At 71.6% G+C, this 23,400-nt stretch carries 23 protein-coding genes and 2 pseudogenes; 5 read left to right on the top strand and 20 right to left on the bottom strand.

Annotated features, from left to right (window positions below; all coding sequences use genetic code 11):
* The first annotated feature begins 48 nt into the window (after positions 1-48).
* Positions 49-897 carry an ABC transporter ATP-binding protein gene (locus tag O7627_RS05745; protein WP_278092451.1) on the top strand — a complete coding sequence of 283 codons (849 nt, stop codon included), beginning with the start codon at positions 49-51 and terminating at the stop codon, positions 895-897.
* Positions 894-1,733, top strand: a complete 840-nt coding sequence (locus O7627_RS05740) for an ABC transporter permease (protein WP_278092450.1) — start codon at positions 894-896, stop codon at positions 1,731-1,733. Before O7627_RS05745 ends, O7627_RS05740 begins: the two co-directional genes overlap by 4 nt.
* Here O7627_RS05740 and O7627_RS05735 read toward each other — a convergent pair.
* The 5 genes and pseudogenes from O7627_RS05735 to O7627_RS37140 form a co-directional block, all read right to left on the bottom strand.
* Positions 1,730-2,884, bottom strand: a complete 1,155-nt coding sequence (locus O7627_RS05735; protein ID WP_278092449.1) for a tetratricopeptide repeat protein — start codon at positions 2,882-2,884, stop codon at positions 1,730-1,732. The two genes, O7627_RS05740 and O7627_RS05735, sit on opposite strands and share 4 nt — an antisense overlap.
* Positions 2,884-4,173 carry an AAA family ATPase gene (locus O7627_RS05730; protein WP_278092448.1) on the bottom strand — a complete coding sequence of 430 codons (1,290 nt, stop codon included), beginning with the start codon at positions 4,171-4,173 and terminating at the stop codon, positions 2,884-2,886. Before O7627_RS05730 ends, O7627_RS05735 begins: the two co-directional genes overlap by 1 nt.
* Positions 4,174-4,237: 64 nt before the next feature.
* On the bottom strand, positions 4,238-5,086 hold the full coding sequence (locus O7627_RS05725; protein ID WP_278092447.1) for a 3-hydroxyacyl-CoA dehydrogenase family protein: 849 nt from the start codon (positions 5,084-5,086) through the stop codon (positions 4,238-4,240).
* A 109-nt stretch (positions 5,087-5,195) separates the two neighbouring features.
* Positions 5,196-6,278 (bottom strand): annotated as a pseudogene (murA, locus tag O7627_RS05720) (UDP-N-acetylglucosamine 1-carboxyvinyltransferase); the annotation flags it as partial.
* A 207-nt stretch (positions 6,279-6,485) separates the two neighbouring features.
* Positions 6,486-6,704, bottom strand: a pseudogene (locus tag O7627_RS37140) (UDP-N-acetylglucosamine 1-carboxyvinyltransferase); the annotation flags it as partial.
* A gap of 52 nt (positions 6,705-6,756) precedes the next feature.
* On the opposite strand from O7627_RS37140, the gene O7627_RS05715 reads away from it, so the two are divergent.
* Both O7627_RS05715 and O7627_RS05710 read left to right on the top strand, forming a co-directional pair.
* Entirely contained in the window at positions 6,757-7,374 is a 618-nt protein-coding gene (locus tag O7627_RS05715; protein ID WP_278092445.1) for a cob(I)yrinic acid a,c-diamide adenosyltransferase, read from the top strand.
* The gene (locus O7627_RS05710; RefSeq protein ID WP_278092444.1) at positions 7,371-7,772 is read left to right on the top strand and encodes a VOC family protein; all 402 of its coding nucleotides are present in this window, start codon (positions 7,371-7,373) and stop codon (positions 7,770-7,772) included. The genes O7627_RS05715 and O7627_RS05710 overlap by 4 nt, the downstream gene beginning before the upstream one ends.
* Here O7627_RS05710 and O7627_RS05705 read toward each other — a convergent pair.
* From O7627_RS05705 to glyA, 13 genes are all read right to left on the bottom strand, one after another.
* Positions 7,769-8,212, bottom strand: coding sequence for a DUF2550 domain-containing protein (locus tag O7627_RS05705; protein WP_278092443.1), 444 nt, complete (start codon positions 8,210-8,212; stop codon positions 7,769-7,771). The two genes, O7627_RS05710 and O7627_RS05705, sit on opposite strands and share 4 nt — an antisense overlap.
* Before the next feature lie 12 nt (positions 8,213-8,224).
* Positions 8,225-8,509 (bottom strand): F0F1 ATP synthase subunit epsilon, encoded by a 285-nt coding sequence (locus tag O7627_RS05700; RefSeq protein ID WP_278092442.1) that lies wholly within the window; start codon positions 8,507-8,509, stop codon positions 8,225-8,227.
* A 90-nt stretch (positions 8,510-8,599) separates the two neighbouring features.
* Positions 8,600-9,691: an LCP family protein gene (locus O7627_RS05695; RefSeq protein ID WP_278098176.1), complete on the bottom strand. Its 1,092-nt coding sequence runs from the start codon at positions 9,689-9,691 to the stop codon at positions 8,600-8,602.
* Between the two features lie 365 nt (positions 9,692-10,056).
* Positions 10,057-11,508 carry a F0F1 ATP synthase subunit beta gene (gene atpD / locus O7627_RS05690; protein ID WP_278092441.1) on the bottom strand — a complete coding sequence of 484 codons (1,452 nt, stop codon included), beginning with the start codon at positions 11,506-11,508 and terminating at the stop codon, positions 10,057-10,059.
* On the bottom strand, positions 11,508-12,449 hold the full coding sequence (locus tag O7627_RS05685; RefSeq protein WP_278092440.1) for a F0F1 ATP synthase subunit gamma: 942 nt from the start codon (positions 12,447-12,449) through the stop codon (positions 11,508-11,510). The genes atpD and O7627_RS05685 overlap by 1 nt, the downstream gene beginning before the upstream one ends.
* A gap of 2 nt (positions 12,450-12,451) precedes the next feature.
* Complete coding sequence (gene atpA, locus O7627_RS05680; RefSeq protein ID WP_278092439.1) at positions 12,452-14,116, bottom strand: F0F1 ATP synthase subunit alpha; 1,665 nt, start codon at positions 14,114-14,116, stop codon at positions 12,452-12,454.
* A gap of 79 nt (positions 14,117-14,195) precedes the next feature.
* Complete coding sequence (locus tag O7627_RS05675; protein WP_278092438.1) at positions 14,196-15,017, bottom strand: F0F1 ATP synthase subunit delta; 822 nt, start codon at positions 15,015-15,017, stop codon at positions 14,196-14,198.
* Complete coding sequence (locus O7627_RS05670; RefSeq protein WP_278092437.1) at positions 15,017-15,574, bottom strand: F0F1 ATP synthase subunit B; 558 nt, start codon at positions 15,572-15,574, stop codon at positions 15,017-15,019. Before O7627_RS05670 ends, O7627_RS05675 begins: the two co-directional genes overlap by 1 nt.
* Positions 15,575-15,604: 30 nt before the next feature.
* Complete coding sequence (gene atpE, locus O7627_RS05665; protein WP_278092436.1) at positions 15,605-15,838, bottom strand: ATP synthase F0 subunit C; 234 nt, start codon at positions 15,836-15,838, stop codon at positions 15,605-15,607.
* 91 nt (positions 15,839-15,929) lie between these two features.
* Positions 15,930-16,709, bottom strand: a complete 780-nt coding sequence (atpB, locus tag O7627_RS05660; RefSeq protein ID WP_278092435.1) for a F0F1 ATP synthase subunit A — start codon at positions 16,707-16,709, stop codon at positions 15,930-15,932.
* 43 nt (positions 16,710-16,752) lie between these two features.
* On the bottom strand, positions 16,753-16,974 hold the full coding sequence (locus O7627_RS05655) for a hypothetical protein (RefSeq protein WP_278092434.1): 222 nt from the start codon (positions 16,972-16,974) through the stop codon (positions 16,753-16,755).
* A 194-nt stretch (positions 16,975-17,168) separates the two neighbouring features.
* Positions 17,169-17,651 (bottom strand): hypothetical protein, encoded by a 483-nt coding sequence (locus tag O7627_RS05650; RefSeq protein ID WP_278092433.1) that lies wholly within the window; start codon positions 17,649-17,651, stop codon positions 17,169-17,171.
* Positions 17,648-18,946, bottom strand: coding sequence for a serine hydroxymethyltransferase (gene glyA / locus O7627_RS05645; RefSeq protein WP_278092432.1), 1,299 nt, complete (start codon positions 18,944-18,946; stop codon positions 17,648-17,650). The genes O7627_RS05650 and glyA overlap by 4 nt, the downstream gene beginning before the upstream one ends.
* A gap of 35 nt (positions 18,947-18,981) precedes the next feature.
* On the opposite strand from glyA, the gene O7627_RS05640 reads away from it, so the two are divergent.
* Complete coding sequence (locus tag O7627_RS05640) at positions 18,982-20,517, top strand: SDR family oxidoreductase (protein WP_278092431.1); 1,536 nt, start codon at positions 18,982-18,984, stop codon at positions 20,515-20,517.
* Here the strand turns inward: O7627_RS05640 and O7627_RS05635 are convergent.
* Positions 20,465-22,648 (bottom strand): transglycosylase domain-containing protein, encoded by a 2,184-nt coding sequence (locus O7627_RS05635; protein ID WP_278092430.1) that lies wholly within the window; start codon positions 22,646-22,648, stop codon positions 20,465-20,467. The two genes, O7627_RS05640 and O7627_RS05635, sit on opposite strands and share 53 nt — an antisense overlap.
* 133 nt (positions 22,649-22,781) lie before the next feature.
* Positions 22,782-23,399: a phosphotyrosine protein phosphatase gene (locus O7627_RS05630; RefSeq protein WP_278092429.1), complete on the bottom strand. Its 618-nt coding sequence runs from the start codon at positions 23,397-23,399 to the stop codon at positions 22,782-22,784.
* Position 23,400: the final 1 nt, after the last annotated feature.

Here is a 23,400-nt window from a genome sequence, read left to right as displayed (position 1 = left end):
CGGCCCCGCGGCCGACCCGTCCGGGCGGGCCGGCCATAGTTGTACCCCATGACAGACCAGCTCGCGATCTCCGTCCGGGGCCTGCGCAAGTCGTACGCGGGCAGCCCGGCGGTCGCCGGCCTCGATCTGGCGGTCCGGGCCGGCGAGGTGTTCGCCCTACTCGGCCCCAACGGCGCCGGCAAGACCACGACCGTGGAGATCCTGGAGGGCTACCGGCAACGCGACGCCGGTGAGGTGAGCGTGCTCGGCGTCGACCCGGCCCGGGCCGACCAGGGCTGGCGGTCCCGGGTCGGGATCGTGTTGCAGGGCACCGGCGAGTTCGACGAGTTGACCGTCGGCGAGGTGGTGCACCACTTCGCCGCCTTCTACCCCACCGCCGACGACCCGGCGCTGGTGATCGACCGGGTCGGGCTGGCCGCGAAGGCGAACGCCCGTACGCACACCCTCTCCGGCGGGCAGAAGCGCCGCCTCGACGTGGCGTTGGGCATCATCGGCCGGCCCGAACTGCTCTTCCTCGACGAGCCCACCACCGGCTTCGATCCGGAGGCGCGGCGCGAGTTCTGGGAGCTGATCCGGGACCTGGCCGCCGCCGGCACCACGATCGTGCTCACCACCCACTACCTGGAGGAGGCCGAGGCGCTGGCCGACCGGGTCGGGGTGATCGCCGGCGGTCGGCTGGTCGAGGTGGCCACCCCGGACCGGCTGGGCAACCGGCAGGAGGCGCTGGCGACCGTCTCCTGGCGTACCCCCGGTGGGGTGGTGGAGCGCGCGGAGAGCGCGACGCCGACGGCGCTGGTCGCCGAGTTGGCCGCGCGCTTCGGCGGCGAGGTACCCGGGCTCACCGTGACCCGTCCCACGCTTGAGGACGTCTACCTGCGGATGATCGGACACGCATGACGACACAGACTCGCACGGCGCCGACAACGACGGCGGCTGGGCCCGTCGGGCCGGTCGCGCTGGGCCTGCGGCAGGGGCGGCTTGAGGTACGCCAGTTCCTGCGCAGCCGGGAGTCGGTGGTCTTCACCATGGCCTTCCCGGTGATCATGATCCTGATCTTCGCCTCGATCTTCTCCGGCGAGATCGGCGGCGGGGTGAAGTTCACCCAGTACTTCGTCACCGGCATGATCGCCACCGGGCTGATGACGGTCGGCTTCCAGAGCCTGGCCATCCAGATCCCGATCGAACGCGACCGGGGCGTGCTCAAGCGGCTGCGCGGCACCCCGATGCCGAAGTGGGTCTACTTCGCCGGCAAAGTGATCATGGTGGCGGTGATCGGGGTGGCCGAGACGGTGCTGCTGCTCGCGGTCGCCGTGGTCCTGTTCGACCTGCGGCTGCCGGACACCGCCGGCAGGTGGCTGACCCTGGGCTGGGTGTCGGCGCTCGGCATCACCGCCTGCACGCTCTGCGGGATCGCCTTCTCGTCGCTGGCCCGCAGCGGGCGCAGCGCGTCGGCCGTGGTCACCCCGGTGGCGCTGGTGCTGCAGTTCATCTCCGGCGTCTTCTTCGTCTTCACCAGCCTGCCGACCTGGATGCAGCAGGTGGCCGCGCTGTTCCCGCTGAAGTGGATGTGCCAGGGGCTGCGGTCGGTGTTCCTGCCGGAGTCGTTCGGCGCCCAGGAGCCGGGCGGCTCGTTCGAGCTGGGCCGGGTCGCCCTGGTGCTGGCCGTCTGGTGCGTCATCGGCCTGCTGCTCTGCCTGACCACCTTCCGCTGGACCACCAAACGCGACGGCTAGCCGGTCCGGGCGCGGAACCACAGTCGGCGCAGCAGGTAGTACGCCTCGTTCAGAAGCCAGTTGCGCGCCCGCAGCACCAGCAGCAGGAACGGCACCATGATCAGCACGATCGCGGCCGCGTCCAGGCCGCTCTCCTCCCCCGGCGCCGGATCCACCGCCAGCAGCAGCCCCCCGAGCGCCACCCCGACCAGCCGCACCCCGGCGAGCAGGAACGTCGGGCGGCGCAGGTTTCTGCGGATCAGCGTCCGAGTCGGCCCGGCCAGCCGCCCCAGCCGCCAGCGCAGGAACCAGCCCGTCCCGCCGACCCCGACCAGCACCGCCAGCACCCCGACCGCCACCCCCGCCGGCCCGGCCTGCTCCGACCGCCAGTTGCCGGTGAAGATCGCCGCTACCAGCAGCAGCACGGTCGCGGCGTCGGTGAGCAGCCAGAGCGCCCGGCGGGCACCGTAGGTGGCGGCGGTCAACGCCGTCGGGTCGGTCGGCGCGGCCTGCAGCGTTCCGCCCAGCAGCGGTGAGGCGCGCAGCGCCCGGCCCCGGTCGGAGTCGAGGGTGGCCAGCTTGTAGAGCGCCCGCGGATTGTCCGGTTCCAGCGCCAGCCCGTGCCGGTAGGCCCGCCCGGCCCGACCGAACTCGGCCATCCGGCGCTGCACGTCACCCTCGGCGAGGTGCGCGTCGACCTCATCCGGCGCCAGTTGCCGGGCCCGGTGGGTCGCCGCGCCGGCAGCCACGATGTTGCGGGTGCCACCGGCGGCCAGCAGGGCGTCGGCAAGCACCACGTCGTTGCGGAAGTCCTCCGGGTCCAGCCGGTGCGCCTCACCGGCGGCGGCCACCGCCTCCCGGGCCCGGCCCAGCCCCTGCCACGCCCGGGCGAGCTGCCGGTGCGTGGTCGGATCGTCCGGCGCCAGCGCCGCCGCCTGCCGGGCGACCGCCAGCATCTCGGCGTACCGGCCGGCGCGCTGCAGGATGTACGCCAGCACGTGCAGCGCCGAGACGTTCTCCGGTTCGGTGGCGAGCACCTGCTGCACCAGCGGCACCGCCTCGCCCAGCCGGCCCAGGTTCGCCAGTTGCAGCGCCCGCGCCACAGCGTGCCGCGTCCGGTCCCCGGCGGCGGCCGGGGCGGTGTCGGCCCCCGGCCCGCTCGGCGCCGTCATCAGAGCAGCTTGCGTTGCTTCAGGTAGGCGACCAGGTCGTCGTAGACGCCACCCTCGTTGGCGAACATCGCCACGTTGCGGGCGGCGTCGAACCAGGCCCGCGTCGACGGCCGGATCTCCCGCACCGCGCGGTCGAAGTCCCGCTGCTCGATCATGCGTACCTCGCCGGTGCGGATCGAGTCGGCCATCGCGTACTCGGCCGCGGTCTCGCAGAGGTGGGCCAGGTCGGCGCCGGAGAAGTCCTCGGTGGCGGCGACGATCCGCGGCAGGTCGATGCCGGCGATCGGCCGGTCCCGCAGGTGCAGCCGCAGGATCGCGTCCCGGGCCTCGACGTCGGGCGGCAGCACCAGCACCATCCGGTCCAGCCGGCCGGGCCGGCGCAGCGCGGTGTCCACCTCCCACGGCGTGTTCGTCGCGGCCAGCACGAAGAGGCCGTCGTTGTCGCCCTCCACCCCGTCCAGCTCGGCCAGCAACTGGTTGCCGACGGTCCGCATCGAGCTGGAGTTCATCCGGGACCGCTTCTGCCCGAGCGCGTCCACCTCGTCGAGGAACAGCACGCACGGCGCGTTGCGGCGGGCGGCCTGGAACAGCTCGTGCAGGTTCCGTTCCGACCTGCCAATCCAGATGTCGAGGACATCCACGATGGACAGTGAGATGAACTTGGCCCCCATCTCGCCGGCCACCGCCCGGGCCAGGAAGGTCTTGCCGCAACCGGGCGGCCCGTACAGCATCAGCCCGCCGCGCAGGCTCTTGCCGAACAGCTTGCGCAGCTCGGGATTGCGCAACGGCCCGAGAAAGGCCAGCTCCAGCCGCTCCTTGACGGCGGTCATGCCGCCCACGTCGGCCAGCCGCACGCCCGCCGACTCGACCTCGAACATCCCGTCCTGCTCGCCGCGTACCGGCTCCGGCTCGCTCCCGGCCGGCGCCGGATCGAGTCCCGGCGACGAGGTCGACTTCTCGGCCGGCGCGTACCGGGGCGGCACCACGTCGGCGAGTTCCCGCTCGAAGGCCCCGAGCGGATCACCCTCCCCCGCCGGGTCCGCGTCCGGCGCCGGGTCCGTGCCGGTCGGCGGCGGCTTTGCGGGTACGGGCGACAGCGCGCGCTGCATCAGCGTCTGCGCCGGACCGTTGCCCGGATCGCTGGCGAGCACTCCCGCCAGGTGGGTGATCGCCTCGGGCGTCCGTCCGGCGTCCAGCAGCAGCCCGGCCAGGTGCAGCCGCAGCGGCAGATCACCGGGACTGGCCTGCACGGCGGCGGTGAGGCTCGTGATCAAGGGGTCATCGCTCATACCACCCGGCAGCCTACCGGCGTACCCGGAGGATCGGCCTCCCGGTGGCCGGTAGCGGCCGTGGTCAGTACGAGTAGAAGCCCTGCCCGGTTTTACGGCCCAGGTCGCCGGCGGCGACCATGCGCTGCAGCAGCTCCGGCGGGAAGAACTTCTCGTCGGCGGTGTCGGTGTAGATGTTCTTCGCCGCATGCAGCAACACGTCCACGCCGGTCAGGTCGGTGGTCGCCAGCGGCCCCATGGCGTGCCCGAACCCGAGCCGGCAGGCGGTGTCGAGGTCCTCCGGCGAGACCACCCCGGACTCGACGAGCTTGACCGCCTCCACCACCAGGGCGGCGATCAGCCGGGTGGTGACGAAGCCGGCGATGTCGCGGTTGACCACCACGCAGGTCTTGCCGATCCCCTCGGCGAACGCGCGGGCGGTGGCCAGCGTCTCGTCGCTGGTCTTGTAGCCCCGGACCAGTTCGCAGAGCTTCATCATCGGCACCGGCGAGAAGAAGTGGGTGCCCACCACGGACTCCGGCCGCTCGGTCACCGCGGCGATCTGGGTGACCGGGATCGCGGAGGTGTTGGTGGCGAGCACCGCACCGGGCCGGCAGAGCTTGTCCAGCTCCCGGAACACCTCCTGCTTGATCTCCAGCCGCTCGAAGACGGCCTCGACCACGATGTCGGCGTCGGCCACCGCCGCCAGGTCGGTGGTCGTGGTGATCCGGTCCAGCACCGGTGCCACCTCGCCGGCGTCCAGCCGGCCCTTGGCGACGAACTTCTCCAGCGAGACCCGGATGCCGTCGACGCCCCGCCGGGTGGCCGCGTCGTCGATGTCGCGCAGCGTCACCTGCCAGCCCGCCTGGGCGGCGACCTGGGCGATGCCCGACCCCATCAGCCCGGCTCCGACGACCGCCAGCCGACCCGCCATCTCGCCACTCCTCACGCCCGCTTCCGCTGCCGCCGACCACCCTATCGGTAGCACCTGAACGCATCCTCAGGACGGTCCGACCGGGCCGCTGCGCCGGGCGGGCGGGCGGTTAGAGGCTGAAGGCCGGCTCCTCCGGCGCGGAGACCCGCTCCACCTCGACGCCCAGGTTGCGCAGGTCGGCGACGAAGTCCGGGTAGCCCCGGTCGACGTGGTGCACGTGGGAGATCTCGGTGATTCCGTCGGCGCAGAGGCCGGCGATCACCAGGCCGGCGCCGGCCCGGATGTCGGTGGCCCGGACCGGAGCGCTGGAGAGCCGTTCCCGGCCCCGGACCACCGCGTGGTGGCCGTCGGTCTTGACGTCGGCGCCGAGCCGGGTCATCTCGTTGACGAACATGAACCGCCCGTCGAAGATGTTCTCGGTGATCAGCGAGGCGCCGTCGCTGACCGAGGCGAGCCCGATCGCCATCGGCAGCAGGTCGGTCGCGAAGCCGGGGAACGGCAGGGTCACCACGTCCACCGCGGTCGGTCGCCGGTCCATCCGGACCCGGAACTCGTCCGGTCGGGTCTCCACCATCGCCCCGGCGGAGACCACCTTGTCCAGGGCGATCTCCAGGAACGCCGGGCTGGCGCCGGTGACTGTCACGTCGCCCCGGGTCATCGCGGCGGCGAACGCCCAGGTGCCGGCGACGATCCGATCGCCCACGGTGGCGTGCCGGACCGGCCGCAGCGAGGAGACCCCCTCGATCCGCAGCGTCGAGGTGCCGGCTCCCTCGATCCGGGCGCCCATCTCGCTGAGCATCGTGCAGATGTCGACGATCTCCGGCTCCCGGGCCGCGTTGTCGATCACCGTCTCGCCGGTGGCGAGGACCGCCGCCATCACCAGGTTCTCGGTCGCGCCGACGCTGGGAAAGTCGAGCCAGATGGTGGCGCCGTGCAGTCCGTCGGGCGCCGAGGCGATGACGAAGCCGTGCTCGCCGGAGATGTCGGCGCCCATCCGGGCCAGCCCGGCCACGTGCATGTCCAGCCCGCGCGAGCCGATCGCGTCCCCGCCCGGGTGGGCCACCCGGACGTAGCCCCGCCGGGCCAGCAGCGGCCCGAGCACGCAGATCGACGCGCGCAGCCGGCGTACCAGGTCGTAGTCGGCCTCGGTGCCCGGCTCGGCGGGCACGTCGATGATCACGGAGCGGGACCGGGCCTCGCCGCCGGGCGGGCGCGCCGGGCCGGTGGGTCCGCTGCCGGCCAGCCGGCTCTCGCTGCCGGTCATGGTGTCGACCGGCAGCAGGTCGGGGCCGCCGACCGCCTGCCCGACGGTGACCACGTCGTCGCCGATCGCCACCCGGTCGCCGACCACCACCTCGTCGGCGGGCACCTGGTCGACCGCCACCGGTTCACCGGCGGCCTCGTCGTCGGCGAAGGTGACCGTACAGCCGAGCCGGCGCAGCACCTCACCCATGATCGCGATGTCGGTGATCCGCGGCACGTTTGTGATCACGCTCCGGCCGGGGGCCAGCAGCGCGGCGGCCATCAGTTTGAGCGCCGAGTTCTTGGCCCCGACCACGTGTACCCGCCCGGCGAGCCGGGCGCCTCCGCTGACTCTGATCACGTCCACGTCGGCCATCGTAGGATCGGTCGGCTCGGTTGTCGGGGCGGGCTTCCGTAGGCTGTCCGTCATGGCCGTTCACCTCACCCGCATCTACACCAGGACCGGCGACGCCGGCATGACCAGGTTGAGCAACAACGAACAGGTCTCGAAGACCGACCCGCGCCTGGCCGCGTACGCCGACGTGGAGGAGTGCAACGCGGCGATCGGGGTGGCGCTGGCCCTGGGCGGGCTCGACGGACAACTGCGGGCCATGCTGGCCGGGATCCAGAACGACCTCTTCGACACCGGCGCCGATCTGGCCAACCCGATCGAGCCGGAGCCGGCGTACCCGCCGCTGCGGGTGACCGAGGAGTACATCACCCGCCTCGAGCAGTGGTGCGACGAGTACAACGCGCGGCTGGCCAAGCTCGACTCCTTCATCCTCCCGGGCGGCACCGCCGGGGCGGCGCTGCTGCACGTGGCGCGGACCGTGGCTCGGCGGGCCGAGCGGTCGGCCTGGGCGGTGGTACGGCGTGAACCCGAACGAACTAGTGCCCTTCCGGCAAAGTATCTCAATCGTCTGTCGGATCTGCTCTTTATCCTGGCAAGGACCGCGAACCCCGCCGGTGACGTGCTATGGGTCCCGGGCGGCGGCCGCGCGACCGCCGACCCGGCGACGGGCGGTTCGGCGACGGACGAGGGTTGAGCGACGGCGGGCTGCACCACGTCGAGGTCTGGGTGCCGGACCTGACCGCCGCCGAGCGGAGCTGGGGCTGGCTCCTCGGCGAGCTGGGCTGGCAGCCGTACCAGCACTGGCCGGCCGGCCGGTCCTGGCGGCACGGCCCGGTCTACCTGGTGCTGGAGGAGTCACCGGCCCTGACCGGCCGGGTGCACGACCGGCTCGCCCCCGGGCTGAACCACCTGGCCTTCCACGCCGGCCCACCGGCCGAGGTGGACCGGCTGGCGGTGGCCTCGTCGGAGCACGGCTGGACGCTGCTCTTCCCCGACCGCCACCCGTACGCGGGCGGCCCGGACACCTACGCGGCGTACCTGACCGACGAGTCCGGCTTCGAGGTGGAGCTGGTCGCCCGGCTCCCGGCCTAGTCGTGCAGGGCCAGACGCGCGGAGACCGCCCCGGGTGGGGCGGCCTCCAGCCAGGAGAGGAACCCGGTGAGCGTGGCCGTCGCCATCGCGATCTCCACCGGGGCGTGATTGTTGGTACAGCGCAGGATTATCCAGTCGGTCGGCAGGATGAGCCGTTCCTGGCCCTCCGGGAGCCGGCGCCGCTCGACGGCGAGCCCGTTGCGGGAGAGCACCCGCTTCGGGCGCAACGAGAAGCTGAACATCCGGTACCAGCGCAGTTCGTCGTTGACGAACCTGGCGAATCCCGCCGACCAGCCACGACCGTCCAGGATCGTGGTGACCCGGACGCTGAGCCGGATGATGCCGCCGGAGCGGGCGAAGAATGCCCTACGCAGGAAGAGCAGGGCGATGGCGACGAGCAGGGCGAGGACGCCGAATCCGATCCACTCCAAGATCAGCATCGCCGGCCCGGATCATCGGGCCGGGTCGGCGGATACTGGGTTGGCCTCCTCGGCCAGGATGGTCACCCCGGACCCGGTCACCGAGAGGAAGCCGCCGGTGACCTGGTAGTCGACCTGGCCGCCCTCCGGCAGCTTGATCCGCACCTCGCCCGGCTCGGCCAGCTGACCCAGCAGCGGGGCGTGACCCGGCAGCACTCCGAGCTCGCCTTCGGTGGTCCGGGCGACGACCGAGGAGGCCGCGCCGGTCCAGACCTTCTCCTCGACAGCCACGAGCTGGACGTGTAGCTGCTCTGCCACGCTGTCTCCTTGCTGCGTGCGGCGTACGGGATGAGGAAAGTGTAATCCCGGTGACGACCGCGCCCCAACGCGGGTGGCGAGATCCACAGCTCACTGGTTCGTGTTGATCAGCTCCGGGTTGGCGAGCACGAACTCGTCGATGGTGCCGGCCTTGACGCTGGCCAGGAACTCCTCGGAGAGCGGGGTCAACCGCTCCCCCTGGTAGTTCCGGCCGGTGCCGATGCCCTCACCGTCCAGCTTGATCATCTGGATCGAGTCGGAGCCGAGCCCGCGCAGCGCGAAGCCGAAGTCGGCCACGCTGTGTCCCCGACCGTTGAAGATCAACGACTTGCCGGCGGCCCGCAGCACGGAGTCGAGCTTGATCGGGTTGGCCGCCACGTCCTTGCTCAGCGCCTGCGCCGCCATCGCCTTGACGAACTGCTGCTGGTGCCGCTGCCGGCCGTAGTCGCCGTCGGGCACGCCGTTGCTCGGGTAGCGCTGCCGGACGTAGTCCAGCGCCTGCCAGCCCTTCAGATGCCGGTTGCCCTTCTTGTAAACCGCCTGCGGGCCGATGTAGCCCTCGCCGTACGGGTTGCTCTCCCGGTGCTTGCCGTTGGGCTGGCGGTGCTCGGACTTCACGTCCCGCTCGATGTACATCGTGACGCCGCCCATCGCGTCGACGATCTTCTGGAAGCCGGAGAAGTTGATGATCGCCCCGGCGTCGAACCGTTTGATCCCGGTGTTCGCGCTGATCGTCTTGGAGAGCAGTTCGAAGCCCCGGGCCGCGTCCGGGTTGCCGCCCGGCACGTTGCTGCCGTGCGACATGGCTGCGTTGAGCCGGTCGGTGCCGCCCGGGTACCCGGCCTTCTCGAAGGCCGGGATCTCCACCCGCAGATCCCGGGGAAGCGAGAAGAGGTACGCCCGGTCCAGACCGGGCGGCACGTGCATGATCAAAATGGAGTCGGCCAGCGGCCGGGTCTCCGCGTCCCGCGGGTCGATGCCGACCAGCAGGATGTTCAGCGGACCCTTGATGTCGGACTTGCGCTCCTGCGCGCCGGCCGCCTGGTCACCGAAGAGGTCCGCGGTGGCCACCGAGCCCTCGTAGCGGGCCAGCAGCGCCTCGTACGCGATGAGCACGCCGCCGCTGAGCAGCATGAGGACCGCCCCGAACACGGTGCAGACCCGGGCCCAGCGCGGCACCAGCGAGCGGCGCTTGCGGGGTCGGTCCGGCGTCGGGCCGACCGCGGCCCGCCCTGCGCCCTTGCGGCGCGGCGACCGTCCGGCACGTCTGCCGCCTTCACTCACGAGCTTCTCCATTCATCGCGCCCCTGTGAAGAAGGACGGTCATCCGAGGCTCGGACGTTGCAGAGATTAACGCCGCAATCTGGTGATCGCCAACGACGGTACTACCGGCGGGCATGGCAGACCGGCATCAAAAGCGGCGTTTCGGACAGGCAGCCCGGCGCCGCCGGCCGGAAACGGAAAACCGCGCCGGCGTGACTGCCGGCGCGGTTTCCTGTCGCTTGGGGTGGAAGACCAGTTCCGACCGGCCTCGGCCGGCGGACCGGTCAGTCCTTCATCAGCTCCCGAGCCTTACGCTCCAGGTCCTCCAGGCCGCCGCACATGAAGAACGCCTGCTCGGGGAAGTGATCGAACTCACCCTCGCTGATCTTCTTGAACGCCTCGACGGTCTCCTTCACCGGCACGTACGAGCCCTTGATCCCGGTGAAGACCTCGGCCGCGTAGGTGTTCTGCGACAGGAAGCGCTCGATCCGCCGGGCCCGCTGGACCGTGATCTTGTCTTCCTCGGAGAGCTCCTCGATACCGAGGATGGCGATGATGTCCTGCAGGTCCTTGTACTTCTGCAGGATCCGCTTCACCTCGGAGGCCACCGCGTAGTGCTCCTGGCCGACGAACTCCGGCGCGAGGATCCGCGACGAGGAGGCCAGCGGGTCCACCGCCGGGTAGATCCCCTTGTCGGAGATCGACCGCTCCAGGTTCGTGGTGGCGTCCAGGTGGGCGAAGGTGGTGGCCGGCGCCGGGTCGGTGTAGTCGTCGGCCGGCACGTAGATCGCCTGCATCGAGGTGATCGCCTGGCCCCGGACCGAGGTGATCCGCTCCTGCAGCTCACCCATCTCGTCGGCCAGCGTGGGCTGGTAGCCCACCGCGCTGGGCATCCGGCCGAGCAGCGTGGAGACCTCCGAGCCGGCCTGGGTGAACCGGAAGATGTTGTCGATGAACAGCAGCACCTCCTGCTTGTTCACGTCCCGGAAGTACTCCGCCATGGTCAGGGCGGCCAGCGCGACCCGCAGCCGGGTGCCCGGCGGCTCGTCCATCTGGCCGTAGACCAGCGCGGTCTTGTCGATGACACCGGACTCGGTCATCTCGTGGATCAGGTCGTTGCCCTCGCGGGTCCGCTCCCCCACCCCGGCGAACACCGAGGTGCCGCCGAAGTTGTTCGCGACCCGCGTGATCATCTCCTGGATCAGCACGGTCTTGCCCACACCCGCACCGCCGAACAGGCCGATCTTGCCGCCCTTGACGTACGGGGCGAGCAGGTCGAGGACCTTGATGCCGGTCTCCAGCATCTCGGTCTTCGGCTCCAGGTCGGCGAAGGCCGGCGCCTTGCGGTGGATCTGCCACCGCTCGGCGATCTCCAGCTTCTCGCCCTCCTTGAGATTGAGGCACTCGCCGATCGTGTTGAACACGTGGCCCTTGGTGCCGTCGCCCACCGGCACGGTGATCGCCGAGCCGGTGTCGCGTACCTCGGCGCCGCGGACCAAGCCGTCGGTGGGCTGCATCGAGATCGCCCGGACCATGTTGTCGCCCAGGTGCTGGGCGACCTCCAGGGTCAGGGTCTTCTCGCCGCCGGACAGCGACACGTCCACGTGCAGCGCGTTGTAGATGTCGGGCATGGCGTCGCGCGGGAACTCGGCGTCGACGACCGGTCCGATGACCCGGACGACCCGGCCCGTCGCGGCCTGCTCCTGGCGGTTCGGAGTCTCCACTGGTGCAGTCATCACACTTCACTTCCCGACGCGGCCAGCGCGTTCGCGCCGCCGACGATCTCGCTGATCTCCTGGGTGATCCCGGCCTGGCGGGCCGAGTTCATCTCTCGTGTGTAGCGCTGGATCATGTCCTCGGCGTTGTCCGTGGCGCTCTTCATCGCCCGCCGGCGGGCCGCCGACTCGCTGGCCGCCGACTCGATCAACGCCGCGTAGATCCGGGTGTTGATGTACTTCGGCAGCAGCGCGTCGAGCAGCGTCTCCGGGTCCGGCTCGAACTCGTACTCCGGTGGCAGGGCCTCGGGCTCGGCCTCGCTGCGCGGGCGCTCCTCGACCTCCATCGGCGCCAGGATCCGGGGCACCGGCAGCTGGGTCATCAGCGACTTGAACTGGGTGTGCACGATGTGCAGCTCGTCCACGCCGTGCACGCCGTCCGGCCCCGGGTCGCCGTCGGCGTCGTCGGCCCCGCTGGTGAACGCGTCGATAAGCGTTTCACCCACCATGCGGGCGTCGGCGAACGACGGCTGCTCCGAGAACCCGGTCCAGCTCGCCTCGATCGGCCGGTTGCGGAACCGGTAGTACCCGACACCCTTGCGCCCGATGACGTAGAGCAGCGGATCCTTGCCGTCTTCCTTGAGCCGGGCGATCAGCGACTCGGCCGTCTTGATGGCGTTGGAGCTGTAGCCGCCGGCCAGGCCGCGGTCACTGGTGATCAGCAGCACGCCGGCCCGGCGCACGTTGGGTCGGGGGGTCAGCAACGGGTGGTCGACGCTCGCGTTGGACGCCAGCGCGGTGAGCACGCCGGTGATGGCCTGGGCGTACGGCAGCGACGCCTCCACCCGGGCCTGGGCCTTGGCGATCCGGCTCGTCGCGACGAGCTCCATCGCCTTGGTGATCTTCTTCATCGACTTCGCCGAGCGGATCCGTTGACGAAGAACGCGAACCTGGGCCGCCATCGTCAGCCCCGCTGCCCGTCGTCGTCGGCCTCGGTCTCGCTACCGTCCCGGTAGCGCACGACCGTCTCCCGGTCCTGCTCCCCGGTGAGGGCCTCGGCCGGTGCCTCGTTCACCCGGACCTCGTCCGCCTGGCCGAGGAACATCTCCTTGAACTTGGCGATCGCCTCGTTCAGGGCGTTGACGATGTCGTCGTCCCACTTGTTGTCGGCGATCGACTGCAGGGTGGCGGTGTGCCGGTGCCGCAGGTAGCCGAGGAACTCGGTCTCGAAGCGGCGGATCTCGCCGACCGGGATGTCGTCGAGCTTCCCCTCGGTGCCGGCCCAGACCGACACCACCTGCTCCTCGACCGGGAACGGCGAGTAGTTCGGCTGCTTGAGCAGCTCCACCAGTCGGGCGCCACGCTCGAGCTGGCTGCGGGAGGCCTTGTCCAGGTCGGAGGCGAAGGCGGCGAACGCCTCCAGCTCCCGGTACTGGGCCAGGTCCAGCCGGAGCCGGCCGGCGACCTTCTTCATCGGCTTCACCTGGGCGGCGCCGCCGACCCGGGAGACCGAGGTGCCGACGTTGATCGCCGGCCGGACGCCCTGGTTGAACAGGTCGGTCTCCAGGAAGATCTGGCCGTCGGTGATCGAGATGACGTTCGTCGGGATGAACGCGGAGATGTCGCCGCCCCGGGTCTCGATGATCGGCAGGCCGGTCATCGAGCCGCCGCCCATCTCGTCGGAGAGCTTCGCGCACCGCTCCAGCAGCCGGGAGTGCAGGTAGAAGACGTCACCCGGGTACGCCTCGCGGCCCGGCGGGCGACGCAGCAGCAGCGACACGGCCCGGTACGCCTCGGCCTGCTTGCTCAGGTCGTCGAAGACGATCAGGACGTGCTTGCCGCCGTACATCCAGTGCTGGCCGATGGAGGAGCCGGCGTACGGGGCGATGTACTTGAAGCCGGCCGGGTCGGAGGCCGGCGAGGCGACGATGGTGGTGAACGCCATCGCGCCCTGCTCCTCCAGCAGGCCCTTCACCGACGCGATGGTGGAGGCCTTCTGGCCGATCGCGACGTAGATGCAGCGCACCTGCTTGGCCGGGTCACCGGACTCCCAGTTGGCCCGCTGGTTGAGGATGGTGTCGATGGCGACCGTGGTCTTGCCGGTCTTGCGGTCGCCGATGATGAGCTGTCGCTGGCCCCGGCCGATGGCGGTCATCGCGTCGACGGCCTTGATGCCGGTCTGCAGCGCCTCGAACACGCTCTGCCGGGCCATCACGTTCGGCGCCTGCAGTTCGAGCTCGCGGTACTCCTCGGAGGCGATCTCCCCGAGCCCGTCGATCGGCTGGCCGAGGGCGTTGACGACCCGGCCGAGGAAGGCGTCGCCGACGGGTACCGAGAGCACCCGGCCGGTGCGCTTGACGCGCTGCCCCTCCTCGATGCCGGCGTAGTCGCCGAGCACCACGACACCGATCTCCCGGACGTCGAGGTTGAGCGCCACGCCGAGCGTGCCGTCCTCGAACTCCAGCAGCTCGTTGGCCATGGTCGAGGGAAGGCCCTCGACGTGGGCGATTCCGTCACCGGCGTCGGCGACGGTGCCGACCTCCTCGCGGGAGACGTCGGGCGAATAGGAGGAGACGTAGCGCTCAAGAGCGCCGCGGATCTCCTCCGACGAGATGGTCAGCTCGGCCATCCTCTGCTTCCTCTGTTTCAGGGGCCCGGGTCTGGTTCCGACCGGTCCGAACGGCGACGATTGGTTGTCTGGCTGGTCGTTAGCGCTTGGAGAGCGCGTTGCGGGTGTCGGTGAGCCGGCGCAGGATCGTGCCGTCGTAGAGGTCGGAGCCCACCAGGACACTCATCCCGCCGAGGACCTCGGGAACCACCGTCTGCTTGACGGTGACGTCCCGACCGTACAGTTCCGAAAGCTTGGCCCCCAACCGCTGCTCCTCGGCCTCGGCCAGCGGCGCCGCCACGGTGACGTAGGCGACCTGCCGGTCCCGCCGGTCCGCGGCGAGCTCGACCAGCCGGGTGAGCGCGCCGGAGAAGGAGCGCCCGCCGAAGCCGGCGAGCGCCACCTCGACCAGCCGGATGGTGACCGGCCGGGCCTTGCCGGCCAGTAGCGACCCGACCAGCCCGGCCCGCTGCGCCACCGGTGCGATGACGTCGGCGAGCACGCTGGCGAGCTCCGGGTCGCCGGCGACGACCTGGCCGAACCGGAACAGCTCGTCCTCGACCTCGCCCAGCTCGCCGGCGCGGTCGGCGCCGGCGAGCAGCGCCTCGACGCCGAGCCGCTCGGTGGCCTCGAGCAGCTCGGCCGGGGACGACCAGCGGGCCGCCGCCAGACCGGTGAGCAGGTCGGCGGACTCCCCGCCGACCCGGTCGCCGAGCAGGCCGCGCAGCAGTCCGGCCCGGTCCTCGCCGGAGCGGGCCGGGTCGGACAGCGCCCGCCGCAGCCGGGGTTCCCGGCGCAGCAGGTCCGCCACGGCCAGCAGCGCCTCGGCGGTGTCGGTGATCGCCGACGGCTGGGCGCCACCGACGTACGCCTCCAGCCGCTCGGCGGCGGCGGCGTAGGACTCCCGACTGGCGGCCTGCATCAGCTCGTCCTGACCGGGCCCGCGCCGTTGCCGGCGGACGCGCCCTCCAGGTCGGTCAGGAACCGCTCGACGGTGCCCTGCCGGCGGGCCTCGTCGGCCAGCGACTCGCCGACGATCTTGCTGGCCAGGTCGACGGCGAGGGTGCCGATCTCCGCGCGCAGCTCCCGGACGATGGTCTCCCGCTCGACGGCGAGCGACTCCCGGCCGGCCGTGATGATCCGGTCGGATTCCTCCCGCGCCTTGGCGAGCACGTCGGAGCGGATCGCCTCGGCGTCGGCGCGGGCGTCGTCACGGATCCGGGCGGCCTCGGTGCGCACCTCGGCGAGCTGCGCCTTGTACTGCTCAAGCAGCTGGTTCGCCTCGGCCTGGGCGGCCTCGGCGCGCTTGAGCCCGCCCTCGATCGCCTCGACCCGCGTCTGGTACATCGCCTCCATGCGGGGCATGACGAACTTGAGCAGGACGAAACAGAGCAGGGCGAAGGAGATCGACCCGATGACCAGCTCCTGCCAGATCGGCAGGATCGGGCTGTGCTCGACCCCTTCAGCGGCGAAATTCATCGCGGACCTCCCGGTTGGCGGCGCGGACGATCAGTTCGCAGTCGCGGGCAGCGCGAAGGCGAGCACCAGGCCGAACAGCGCGAGCGCCTCGACCAGCGCGAAGCCGAGGATCAGCCAGGTGCGGTTGTAGCCGGCGGACTCCGGCTGCCGGGCACTGGCCTGGATGTACGCGGAGAAGACAAGTGCGACGCCGATGCCCGGGCCGATGGCGGCGAGGCCATAGCCGATGCTGTTGACGTTGCCGACTACTTCGGCGAGAACCATTGCGAAGTTCCTCCTAGTTCGCGCGTGAGGTCTCACGCGGTACGACATGTGGTACCAAGGGCTGGGCCGGCGCGGGCGCGCCGTGGGTCGGTCAGTGTTCGTCGGCGAGCGACTTCGAGACGTAGTTGGCGGTCAGCACGACGAAGACGTAGGCCTGCAGGATCGCGACCAGCGCCTCGAAGAAGGCCATCACGATGGCCAGCGCGAAGGAGAAGATCGACGAGACCTGGATGAACGGGTTGTCCGAGGCCAGCATCACGAACCCGCCGACGGTGAAGACCAGCAGGATCAGGTGGCCGGCGAACATGTTCGCGAAGAGTCGCACCGCGAGGGTGACCGGCTGGTTGATGAAGTTCTGCAGGAACTCGATCGGGACCAGCAGGAAGTGCATCGGCCACGGCACGTTCGGCAGGATCAGGTTCATCTTCATGTATTTGAAGAACCCGTGCTTACGGATGCCGACCGAGAGGTAGAGCACGTATGAGATGGCCGCCAGCACGATCGGGAAGGCGATGTGCGAGTTCGGCGAGATCTGCAGGCCCGGCACGATGCCGAAGAGGTTCGTCAGCAGGATGAAGCAGAAGAGCACCGTCAGGTAGGGCGCGAACCGGATGCCCTGGACGCCCATCTGGTCGCGGGCGACGTTGTCCCGGATCAGGCCGTAGACCGACTCGGCCAGCCACTGGCCCTTGGTCGGCACGATCTTCGGGTCGCGGTAGGTGACCAGGAAGAAGATCAGCAGCAGCGCGACGGCGATCCAGATCATGACGCTGAACTTGGTGACCCACGGCCCCGCGATGTCCGGCAGGAAGAAGTCCTCGACCCGGGGAGGCCAGGGCAGCCCCTCGGCCGCGATCACCTTCTCGCTCACCGTGTAATCCTCCGCAGGTCGAACGAACCGGCCGTTGCTGGCGTCAGGCACCGAGCCGTTTCATGATCAGGTAAATCGCGCCGGCCGCACCGATCATCATGCCCACGGCGATGCCCACGCCGGACGGCAGACCGAGAAACCGGTCGGCCAGCCAGCCCAGGAAACCCCACGACACGATGCCGGCGATCAGGTAACCCACCACGGCCCCCGCCGCCCCCTCCGACGAGCGATCGTCGGACTGGTGGGGGTGGAGGTCGTCGGCCATGACGAGGAGAAGATATCAGCCCAGACGGACAGGGGTGCGAGGTACCCCCCACACTGCGAGTTGCGTGCGGGCCCTGATCCAAGGCGCGGCTGTCCGGGATCACGTTACTCCCACCCGGGCCGATTTTCGGCCCGCGCGGGAGCGCCAAGTTCCGACAGAATTCACCCGGACGGGTTGTGCGGTTCCCCCGCCGACTACCGGGCGTCCGGAGTCGGCCACTCGGCGTCGACCTGCACATAGGGCAGTGGCGCGCGGACCACCCAAGCCAGATGTACCGCTGTCCAGACCACCACCGCCGCGATGATCGTCACACCCATCGGCGCCAGACCGTCCCACCCGGTCGCCGCCACCAGCGCCATCACCACGCCCAGCAGGACGATCTTGAAGACATAGGTGAGCAGCCCGACCGACATGATCAGTCGTGGGTGGACGGCGTCCGCCCAGGCCACCGAGACACCGGAGATCAGGTAGCTGACCACCACCAGCGCCACGCCGGCCGCCGCGCCGGCCGCCCCCGGGCCGCCGCGCAGCACCGCGCCGACCGGGACGGCCACCGCCAGCAGCACCGCCGACGCCGGCAGGGTGGCCCGCAGGTACGGCAGCCGGTGCCGGATCGCCCCCGGCCGACCGGCCGGCGGGGCCGGCACCGCCGGGTCCGTCGTGGTCCGGGCGCTCATCTCGGGTACGCCGGAAAGTCCGCCACCAGCTCCGTCACCTCCTGTGCGATCCGGGCCAGCGTATCGGTGCCGCCCGGGGCGGCCGGATCGGTGCGGACCGCGCGGGCGATCAGCCCGGCGACCTGCCGCAGCTCGCCCTCCCGCATCCCCTGGGTGGTGACCGCCGGGGTACCGACCCGGATGCCGGAGGCGACCATCGGCGGCCGCGGGTCGTACGGGACGGCGTTCTTGTTCAGGGTGATCCCGGCCGCCTCGCACCGGCGCTCGGCGTCCGCCCCGGTGACGTCGAGGTCGCGCAGGTCGATCAGGGCCAGGTGGGTGTCGGTGCCGCCGGAGACCGGCCGCATCCCCTCGGCGGCCAGCCCGGCCGCCAGCGCCTGCGCGTTGCGGACCACCTGGCTCGCGTACGCCTGGAACTCCGGCAGCGCGGCCTCGCGCAGCGCGACCGCCTTGGCCGCCACCGCGTGCATCAGCGGTCCGCCCTGGGTGAACGGGAAGACCGCCTTGTCGATCCGCTCGGCCAGCCCGGCCCGGCACAGGATCAGGCCGCCGCGCGGCCCGCGCAGCACCTTGTGGGTAGTCAGGCAGACCACGTCGGCGTGCGGCACCGGGGACGGGATGGCCCGGCCGGCGACCAGGCCGATGAAGTGCGCGGCGTCCACCATCAGGTACGCCCCGACCTCGTCGGCGATGGCCCGGAACCGGGCGAAGTCGATCAGGCGCGGGTAGGCGGTCGCGCCACAGATGATCATCTTGGGTCGGTGCGTCCGGGCCAGCGCCGCGACCTCGTCGTAGTCGATCAGCTCGGTCTCCCGGTCCACCTGGTAGCCGACCGTGTCGAACCACTTGCCGGAGAAGTTCACCTTGCTGCCGTGGGTCAGGTGCCCGCCGTGCGCCAGCTCCATCGCCAGCACGGTGTCCCCCGGCCGCACCAGCGCCGCGTACGCGGCCAGGTTGGCGCTCGCGCCGGAGTGCGGCTGCAGGTTGGCGTGCTCGGCCCCGAACAGCTGGATCGCCCGGGCGATGCCGAGCTGCTCGGCCCGGTCCACCTCGGCACAGCCGCCGTAGTAGCGGCGGCCCGGGTAGCCCTCGGCGTACTTGTTGGTCAGGGTGGAGCCCAGCGCCGCCAGCACCGCCGGTGAGGTCAGGTTCTCGCTGGCGATCAGTTGCAGCCCGGTGCGCAGCCGGCCCAACTCGCCGACGACCACGGCCGCGATCTCCGGGTCGACCGCCGCCAACTCGGCGAAATCAGGCCCCCAGAACGGCACCGTCGGGTCGGTCTTCGCGTTCGGCACAACAGGTGAGTCTAGGTGGCCGCATGATGGAGATCATGAGATGCCTCGTCACCGGCGCCACCGGTTACATCGGTGGCCGGCTCGTACCCCGGCTGCTCGACGCCGGGTACGAGGTGCGCTGCCTGTCCCGCACCACCGGCCGACTACGCGACGTGCCCTGGGCGGACCGGGTGGAGGTCGTCGAGGGCGACCTGAGCAAGCCGGAGACGCTGCCCGCCGCGCTGGCCGACAGCCAGCTCGCCTACTACCTGGTGCACGCCCTCGGCCAGCAGGGCTTCGAGGACGCCGACCGGATCGCGGCGGAGAACTTCGCCACGGCGGCCCGCGCGGCCGGCGTACAACGGATCGTCTATCTCGGTGGTCCGGAGCCGCCGGCGGACGACCCGGCCCCCTCGGCGCACCTGCGCTCCCGGGCCGAGGTGGCCCGGATCCTGCTGGCCAGCGGGGTGCCGACGGTGGTGCTGCGGGCGCCGGTGATCATCGGGTCCGGCTCGGCGTCGTTCGAGATGCTGCGCTATCTGACCGAGCGGCTGCCGGCCATGGTCACCCCGCGCTGGGTGCGCAACCGGATCCAGCCGATCGCGATCCGGGACGTGCTGCACTATCTGCTGCACGTCCCCGACCTGCCGGCGGAGGTCAACCGGGGCTTCGACATCGGCGGGCCGGAGGTGCTGACCTTCCACGACATGATGCAGCGGTACGCCGCCGTCGCCGGGCTGCGCCGCCGGGTGATCGTGCCGGTCCGGGCACTGAGCCCGAGCCTGTCGTCGCACTGGGTGGGCCTGGTCACCCCGGTCCCGAACTCGATCGCCCGGCCGCTGGTCGAGAGCCTGATCCACGAGGCGGTGGCGCACGAGCACGACATCGCCGAGTACGTTCCCGACCCGCCCGGCGGGGCGACCGGCTTCGACGACGCGGTGCGGCTGGCGCTGGCCAAGATCCGCGACGGCGAGGTGGAGACCCGCTGGGCGAACGCCAGCTGGCCCGGCGCCTCCGCCGAGCCGCTGCCCAGCGACCCGCACTGGTCCGGCGGCTCGGCCTACACCGACACCCGGACCAGCCCGGTGGCCGCTCCCGCCACCGCCCTGTGGCGGGTGATCGAGGGCGTCGGCGGCGAGAACGGCTGGTACTCGTTCCCGCTCGCCTGGTCGGTGCGGGGCTGGCTGGACCGGGCCGTGGGCGGGGTGGGGCTGCGCCGGGGGCGGCGCGACCCGCACCGGCTTCAGGTGGGCGAGGCGCTGGACTTCTGGCGGGTCGAGGAGATCGTCCCCGGCGAGCTGCTGCGGCTGCGGGCCGAGATGCGGCTGCCCGGGCTGGCCTGGCTGGAGATGCGGGCGGAGTCGACCGGCCCGGACCGCAGCGAGTACGTGCAGCGCGCCGTCTTCCTGCCCCGGGGGCTGGCCGGGCACGCCTACTGGCGGGCGGTCAGCCCGTTCCACGCGCTGATCTTCGGCGGGATGGCCCGCAACATCGCCCGCGGCGCCGAACGCCCGGCCGCCGGGGGCGGTCCGGCGCGGGTCAGAAGTTCGTCCGGCCCGGGCCGACCACCAGGTCCTGACCCGGTGGGGTGAACTCCCGCTTCGGCGCGCCGGCCAGCGCGGTGGCCATCACCCGGACCACCGCCGCCACCACGTTCGCCTGGACCGCGGCCCCCACCTTGTCGCCCGGGTCATCCGGGTTGGCGGCGATCGCCGCCGCCGCGAGCTGCGGCGTGTACGCGACGAAGGTCTCGGTGGCGTACTGCTCGGCGCTGCCGGTCTTGCCGGCCACCGGCCGGCCGAGCAGCCCGGCCACGCTGGTCGCCGTGCCACCGTCGCACTTGTTGAACGCCGACCGGTCGCCGACCGGGCAGCGGGCCGCGTCGGTCGCCGCCCGCGCCACGTCCGGCCGGACCACCTGCGAACAGCTCGGCTGGGCGGCGGCCACCGGCTGGCCCGCCGGATCCATCAGCTCCGCGACCGGCAGCGGCGCGCAGTACCGGCCCTCGGCGGCCACCGTCGCGTACGCGTTCGCCAGGTCCAGCGGGGTGGTGGCGGCGACGCCCAGGGTGAACGCGCCCCAGCCGGCGGCGTCCTCGGCCAGCGCGGCGTCGGCCTCGGAGCGCAGCACGATGCCGAACCGCTGCGCCATCGCGACCACCTTGTCCGCGCCGATCCGCCGCTCCAGCTCGACGAAGTAGGTGTTCACCGAGCGCCCGAACCCGTTCCACATGGTGCGCGGACCGTTCATCCACTTCGGGTTGGCGTTCACCGGGCACCAGAAGCCACCGCAGTTGCCCGGCCCGGTGTGCCGCCACTGGGTGACCAGCTTGGTGGGGGCGTTGATGGTGGTGCCGAGCGGCAGACCGGCCTCCAACGCGGCCAGCATGGTGAACATCTTGAAGGTGGAGCCGGCCTGGTAGCCGTCGATCGCGCCGCCGCCGGCGACGAGCTGGTTCACCGTGTTCGGATAGTTCTCCTGCCCGGCCGGGTTGGCGTCCAGCCGGTAGTGCCGGTTCACCGCCAACGCCAGCACCCGCCCGGTGCCGGGCTGCACCACCGCGGTCGGCATCGCCCGCGGGTTGTCGTAGCCGTACACCCCCAGGGCCTGGCCGAGCGCGCTGGCCTGCACGGTCGGGTCGAGCGAGCTGACGATGTGGTAGCCACCCCGGCGCAGCCGCTCCTGCCGTTCGGAGATGGTGGCCCCGAACGCCGGCTGCCGCTCCCACCACTGCACCAGGTAGTCGCAGAAAAAGCCCCAGTCGGTGCGGCCGGCCGGCATGCTGGTGCAGCCGTTCGGTTCGGTGGTGGGGCGCAGCGCCAGCGGCGCGGCGGTGGCGCGGGCCGCGTCGGCGGCGCTGGTCACCCCCATCCGGACCATCTGGTCCAGCACGTAGTTCCGCCGGGCCACCGCCGCGTCGGCGTCGCCGTCGATCGGGCTGTCGGTGTCCGGGGACTGCACCAGGCCGGCCAGCAGCGCGGCCTCGGCCAGGTTCAGGTGCGCGGGCGCCTTGTCGAAGTAGCGTTCGCTGGCCGCCGAGATGCCGTACGCCCCGGCGCCGAAGTAGGCGATGTTGAGGTAGCGGTTGAGGATCTCCGTCTTGCCGATGCCCCGCTCGACCGCGATCGCGTACCGCATCTCGCGGAGCTTGCGGCCCGGGCTGGTGACGGTCGCCGCGGCGCGTTCCGCCTCGGTCAGGTTCGGGTCGCTCTTGAGCACGTTGCGGACGTACTGCATGGTCAGCGTGGAGGCCCCCTGCCGGACCTCGCCGCCGGCCCGCTGGTTGGCCACGAACGCCCGCAGGACGCTGCGCAGGTCCACCCCCGGGTGCTCGTAGAACCGGATGTCCTCGGCCGCCACCATCGCGTCGCGCATCACCGGCGCCACCGCGTCCATCGGCACCGCCACCCGGTTCTCGTCGTAGAACGAGGTGATCAGGGTGATCCCGTCGTTGGCGTAGAGGTCGGAGCGCTGGGCGATCGGCGGGGTCCGCAGCGCGGCGGGCAGGTCCTCGAACTCGCCGGCCGCCGCCTTGATGCCGAAGCCGACCAGCAGCGAGCTGGGCAGCGCCGCCGCCGCCATGAAGACGCCGGCGATCAGGCCGGTCAGTGCCAGCGTCCAGAGCCGGCCCTTGCCGGGCAGGTCACCGCGCCGCCGGACCTCCGCACCTCGCCGGGATTGCGCGCCAAGCCGGGATGGATCGCCGCGACGGGACCGGGGCATGGTCATCACCTCTTGGCAGGGGCCTGCGGTGGCGGGATGGTCGGACCCCTCCAGAATGCCGGCGAAATGCCCGATGCGCGCCAGTTTCGGGGACATCGGCCGTCAGGCCCGACCGCAGGCGGACCGCGCCCGATCAGGGCAGCAGCGCGGCGGCCAGCGGCTGCACGGTCTCCTCGATCTCGTCGGCGACCCGGGTGAAGCACTGGTCGCCCCGGCCCCACGGATCGTCGAGGTCGTCACCGGGCAGCGCCGCCGCGCCGGCCCGGGCGGCGTCCATGGCCGCCACGATCGCCACCCCCCGGGCGTGGAACGCGTCCGGGTCGAGCGAGGCCGGCGGCAACGCGGCGGAATCCAACCCGCTCAACAGCCGGCCGAACTCGCCGAGCACGAAGGTCCGGCCGGCCGCGTCGGGCCGCAGCGCCACCACGTACTCCTGCTGGTCGGCCGTTGCGGTCAGGATCAGATCGGCGGCGTCGATGTGTTCGGAGCGCAGCTTGCGGGCGCCGAACCCGGCCACCTCACCACCCCGGCTGCGCACCTGACGGGCCGCCGGCGGGTTCATCTCCTCACCGGCGTGCCAGCCGCCGGTGCCGGCGCTGTGGCTGTGCAGCAACTCGTCGGCGGCGGTTCCGGCCGCCCCACCGGCCTGCTTGGCCAGCCGCTCCCTGATCGCCAGGGCCAGCAGCCGCTCGGCCATCGGCGACCGGCAGATGTTTCCGAGGCAGACGTGCAGGACGGTGAACGGCGGCAAC

This window comes from Solwaraspora sp. WMMD1047 (assembly GCF_029626155.1).
Taxonomy (GTDB): Bacteria; Actinomycetota; Actinomycetes; order Mycobacteriales; family Micromonosporaceae; genus WMMD1047.
Note: the sequence above shows the minus strand (reverse complement) of the source record. Positions and strands in the feature narration are given on the sequence as shown.

What these genes read in the sequence shown, in the direction of transcription:
- O7627_RS05725 (WP_278092447.1), bottom strand. Translation starts at nt 5,086, where the DNA reads ATGGCGGGTCGGCTGGCGGTCGTCGGAGCCGGGCTGATGGGGTCGGGC.
- O7627_RS05715 (WP_278092445.1), top strand. Translation starts at nt 6,757, where the DNA reads ATGGCCGTTCACCTCACCCGCATCTACACCAGGACCGGCGACGCCGGC.
- O7627_RS05740 (WP_278092450.1), top strand. Translation starts at nt 894, where the DNA reads ATGACGACACAGACTCGCACGGCGCCGACAACGACGGCGGCTGGGCCC.
- O7627_RS05635 (WP_278092430.1), bottom strand. Translation starts at nt 22,648, where the DNA reads ATGCCCCGGTCCCGTCGCGGCGATCCATCCCGGCTTGGCGCGCAATCC.
- O7627_RS05735 (WP_278092449.1), bottom strand. Translation starts at nt 2,884, where the DNA reads ATGACGGCGCCGAGCGGGCCGGGGGCCGACACCGCCCCGGCCGCCGCC.
- O7627_RS05650 (WP_278092433.1), bottom strand. Translation starts at nt 17,651, where the DNA reads ATGAGCGCCCGGACCACGACGGACCCGGCGGTGCCGGCCCCGCCGGCC.
- O7627_RS05640 (WP_278092431.1), top strand. Translation starts at nt 18,982, where the DNA reads ATGAGATGCCTCGTCACCGGCGCCACCGGTTACATCGGTGGCCGGCTC.
- atpA (WP_278092439.1), bottom strand. Translation starts at nt 14,116, where the DNA reads ATGGCCGAGCTGACCATCTCGTCGGAGGAGATCCGCGGCGCTCTTGAG.
- O7627_RS05705 (WP_278092443.1), bottom strand. Translation starts at nt 8,212, where the DNA reads ATGCTGATCTTGGAGTGGATCGGATTCGGCGTCCTCGCCCTGCTCGTC.
- O7627_RS05685 (WP_278092440.1), bottom strand. Translation starts at nt 12,449, where the DNA reads ATGGCGGCCCAGGTTCGCGTTCTTCGTCAACGGATCCGCTCGGCGAAG.
- atpE (WP_278092436.1), bottom strand. Translation starts at nt 15,838, where the DNA reads ATGGTTCTCGCCGAAGTAGTCGGCAACGTCAACAGCATCGGCTATGGC.
- O7627_RS05745 (WP_278092451.1), top strand. Translation starts at nt 49, where the DNA reads ATGACAGACCAGCTCGCGATCTCCGTCCGGGGCCTGCGCAAGTCGTAC.
- O7627_RS05675 (WP_278092438.1), bottom strand. Translation starts at nt 15,017, where the DNA reads ATGCAGGCCGCCAGTCGGGAGTCCTACGCCGCCGCCGCCGAGCGGCTG.
- O7627_RS05655 (WP_278092434.1), bottom strand. Translation starts at nt 16,974, where the DNA reads ATGGCCGACGACCTCCACCCCCACCAGTCCGACGATCGCTCGTCGGAG.
- O7627_RS05670 (WP_278092437.1), bottom strand. Translation starts at nt 15,574, where the DNA reads ATGAATTTCGCCGCTGAAGGGGTCGAGCACAGCCCGATCCTGCCGATC.
- O7627_RS05730 (WP_278092448.1), bottom strand. Translation starts at nt 4,173, where the DNA reads ATGAGCGATGACCCCTTGATCACGAGCCTCACCGCCGCCGTGCAGGCC.
- atpD (WP_278092441.1), bottom strand. Translation starts at nt 11,508, where the DNA reads ATGACTGCACCAGTGGAGACTCCGAACCGCCAGGAGCAGGCCGCGACG.